Annotated in this window: 3 protein-coding genes and 2 pseudogenes; 3 read left to right on the top strand and 2 right to left on the bottom strand. The window is 61.4% G+C overall.

Annotated elements, in window-relative coordinates; translation table 11 throughout:
• Window positions 1-107 (top strand): annotated as a pseudogene (locus LDN95_RS22930) (IS5/IS1182 family transposase); the annotation flags it as partial.
• Here the strand turns inward: LDN95_RS22930 and LDN95_RS22925 are convergent.
• The gene (locus LDN95_RS22925; protein ID WP_226019811.1) at window positions 108-473 is read right to left on the bottom strand and encodes a hypothetical protein; all 366 of its coding nucleotides are present in this window, start codon (window positions 471-473) and stop codon (window positions 108-110) included.
• A 172-nt stretch (window positions 474-645) separates the two neighbouring features.
• Here LDN95_RS22925 and LDN95_RS22920 point away from each other — a divergent pair, with 172 nt between their 5' ends.
• Both LDN95_RS22920 and LDN95_RS22915 read left to right on the top strand, forming a co-directional pair.
• Complete coding sequence (locus tag LDN95_RS22920) at window positions 646-2,466, top strand: class I SAM-dependent DNA methyltransferase (protein ID WP_226019810.1); 1,821 nt, start codon at window positions 646-648, stop codon at window positions 2,464-2,466.
• Window positions 2,463-3,293, top strand: a complete 831-nt coding sequence (locus LDN95_RS22915; protein WP_226019809.1) for a restriction endonuclease subunit S — start codon at window positions 2,463-2,465, stop codon at window positions 3,291-3,293. Before LDN95_RS22920 ends, LDN95_RS22915 begins: the two co-directional genes overlap by 4 nt.
• On the opposite strand, the pseudogene LDN95_RS22910 reads toward LDN95_RS22915, so the two are convergent.
• Window positions 3,247-3,352: pseudogene (locus LDN95_RS22910) on the bottom strand (IS5/IS1182 family transposase); the annotation flags it as partial. The gene LDN95_RS22915 and the pseudogene LDN95_RS22910 sit on opposite strands and share 47 nt — an antisense overlap.

Here is a 3,352-nt window from a genome sequence, read left to right as displayed (position 1 = left end):
GGCTGGCAAAGGATTGGGAAAGGTCCATCGCGTCATCCACCGCATGGGCCCTCATCGCCTCAATCCGCATGCTCACGCGCAGAACCGCAAGATACTGTCAAATTTGATCAACTTCTGAATCGGGCTCTTTGAGCTTGCAGAAGAAGTTTTCGATCAGGTGTCGCCATTCGTACATCCGCCATGCCGCGCCGCAGATCGAACAGGGTTCTGATCAGGTGGGCGACCAGCATATAGCCCGGGTCTTCACGGTCATCGAACAGACCGCCAAGATTGTTCAATGCAACGGCAGCGGCTTCATGTGCGAGCTTGGTGTTGCCAGCGGCTGCAGCATCGAAGAAGACCCTCACGCATTGGGACGTCATTGCCAGCAGCTCGGGCGCGCGTTCTTCAAATTCGATCCCGGCGATATCTTCGTGTCTTGCAAAGGGGATGTCATATTCCGCCCCCTCAGGGCCTTGAGAGTCATCGGTCATGCGCATGATCTGCCGCGCCCCATCGCCGCCACGCAAGGCACCCACACCAATAATACCCAACTAAAGCGGCGCATCCTCCAGCCATCGCGCGCCATTGCCAGCCATCCGCCCACACCCCCATTGCCACCCCCGCGAGGCTGGGGCACAAAGACCCTGCACGGGAGGCAACATCTTGAATCATCAATCACTGTCCAACTTCATCTGGTCTGTCGCGGACTTGCTGCGGGGGGATTACAAGCAGTCGGAATACGGTCGTGTCATTCTGCCGTTCACGGTGCTGCGCCGGCTAGACTGCGTGCTGGCCCCCACCAAGGCGGCGGTGCTGGCGCAGGCCGAGGCGGAGCGGCCCGATCCGTTCCTGCTGCGCGCCGCCGGGCATGGGTTCTTCAACCGCAGCCCGCTGGACCTTGGCAAGCTCATCGGCGATCAGGACAACATCGCCACCAATCTGTTGTCCTATATCCAGGGCTTTTCGCCCGAGGTGCGCGACATCTTCGAACAGTTCGAGTTCGCCGCGCAGATTGACCGGCTGGCCAAGAACCGGCTGCTGTATCAGGTGACTGAACGCTTTGCCGGGATCGACCTGCACCCCGACCGCGTCGACAACGCCCAGATGGGGCTGGCGTTCGAGGAGCTGATCCGCAAGTTCGCCGAAATCAGCAACGAAACCGCCGGGGAGCACTTCACCCCGCGCGAAGTCATCCGCCTGATGGTCAACCTGCTGTTCGTCGAAGATGACGACGTGCTGTCGAAGCCCGGCGTGGTGCGCAGCATCTATGACCCCACGGCGGGCACCGGCGGCATGCTGTCCATCGCCGGGGAATACCTGCACCAACACAACCCGCAGGCGCAGTTGACGATGTCGGGTCAGGAACTGAACCCCGAATCCTATGCCATCTGCAAGGCTGACATGCTGATCAAGGGGCAGGACATCACCCGCATCGTGCAGGGCAACACCTTGAGCGATGACGGCCACCCCGGCCAGACCTTCGATTACATGCTGTCCAATCCGCCGTTCGGGGTGGAGTGGAAGAAGGTGGCCAAGGAAGTGCAGGACGAGCACACCCGCCTTGGCCACGCCGGGCGCTTTGGCCCCGGCCTGCCGCGCGTGTCCGATGGATCGCTGCTGTTCCTGATGCACCTGCTGTCCAAGATGCGGCCATGGACCGAAGGCGGCTGCCGCTTTGGCATCGTGTTGAACGGATCGCCGCTGTTCACCGGGGGCGCGGGCAGCGGCGAGAGCGAGATCCGCCGCTATGTGCTGGAAAACGATCTGGTTGAGGCGATCATCGCCTTGCCGACTGACATGTTCTACAACACCGGCATCGCCACTTATGTGTGGATCCTGTCGAACAAGAAGCCGCAACACCGCACCGGCAAGGTGCAACTGATCGACGCCAGCAGCTTCTGGCAGAAGATGCGCAAGTCCTTGGGCTCCAAGCGCAAGGAGATGAACGACGCGCACATCGCCGATGTGACGCGGCTGTTCGGCGCGTTTGTCGAGGCGCAACTGGCCACGGTCACCGATGCGGCGGGCAAGGATCTGGCGCGTGTGATCGTGACCGAGGGGGAGGCACCGCCCGCAGCGCCCGCAGGCGGCAAAGTGCGGCTGGCCCCGCTGTCGCGCATATTTCCCACCACCGCGTTCGGATACCGCACCATCACCGTGGAGCGCCCCTTGCGCGATGAACAAGGCCAGATCGCGCTGGGGCAAAAGGGGAAGGGCAAGGGCAAGCCGCAGTCCGACAGCGCCCTGCGCGATACCGAGAACGTGCCCTTGGCCGAGGACGTGGCCGCCTACTTCGCGCGCGAGGTGCGGCCCCATGCCCCCGATGCGTGGATCGACCACGACAAGACCAAGGTCGGCTATGAAATCCCCTTCAACCGCCATTTCTATGTGTTCGAACCGCCGCGCCCGCTGGCCGAAATCGACGCCGAACTGGCAGGCGTGACCGCGCGCATACAGGCCATGCTGGCGGAACTGGCCGCGTGAGCTTCCCCCTTTATGCCGAATACAAGGACAGCGGCGTGGCGTGGCTGGGCGCGGTGCCTGCTGGCTGGGAGGTACACCGTTTCCGCCACGTCTTTCGTGAGAGTGGGGAAAAGATTGACGATACAGTTGTTGGCCCCATGCTGTCTGTCTCAGGCTATCGCGGCATTGAGGTCAAGGAATATGACGACGAAAACCGACGGCGGCTTGATGAGGAGCTCATCGGTTATCGCATCGTGCGCCCCGGTCAGTTGGTCGTGAACACCATGTGGCTCAATTACGCTGGTTTGGGGGTTTCAGAACACGAAGGCCACGTCAGTCCAGCGTACCGCAGCTATTGGATCGAGCGAGATGTCGACCGGCGTTTTGTTCATCATCTCATGCGTAGTTCGATTTACGTCCAAGGCTACACGCGCCTTCTAACTGGTATCCGACCCAACTCGTTGCAGATGAGCCGCGACGACCTCATGGACTTCCCCGTTCTGCTTCCCCCCCTTGCCGAGCAGGAGGCGATTGCGGGGTTTCTGGATCGGGAGGTGGCCAAGATTGATGGCTTGGTGGCAGAGCAGGAGCGCTTGATCGCGCTGCTGAAGGAAAAGCGCCAAGCGGTCATCTCCCACGCCGTCACCAAAGGCCTCAACCCCAACGCCCCCCTGAAAGACAGCGGCATAGAATGGCTAGGCCAAATCCCGGCGCATTGGGAGGTGGTGCAACTGCGCCGCTTGATTGCCAGAATTGAACAGGGCTGGAGTCCCGAGTGTGAGAGCCCGATTCAAAAGTCTGTCATGCGGCTGAAAGTCGCGCAATTCTGCGGGTTAGCATCCGGATAGAAGCGATATTCGCCCACGCGGTCGAGCTCTCGATGGAGCGTTCCCAGTCTTTGGCGAGG

Origin of the sequence: Novosphingobium sp. FKTRR1, assembly GCF_020404405.1 — a bacterium.
Taxonomy (GTDB): domain Bacteria; phylum Pseudomonadota; class Alphaproteobacteria; order Sphingomonadales; family Sphingomonadaceae; genus Novosphingobium.
This window is presented reverse-complemented; position numbering and strand designations above follow the sequence as displayed.

What these genes read in the sequence shown, in the direction of transcription:
- LDN95_RS22925 (WP_226019811.1), bottom strand. Translation starts at nt 473, where the DNA reads ATGACCGATGACTCTCAAGGCCCTGAGGGGGCGGAATATGACATCCCC.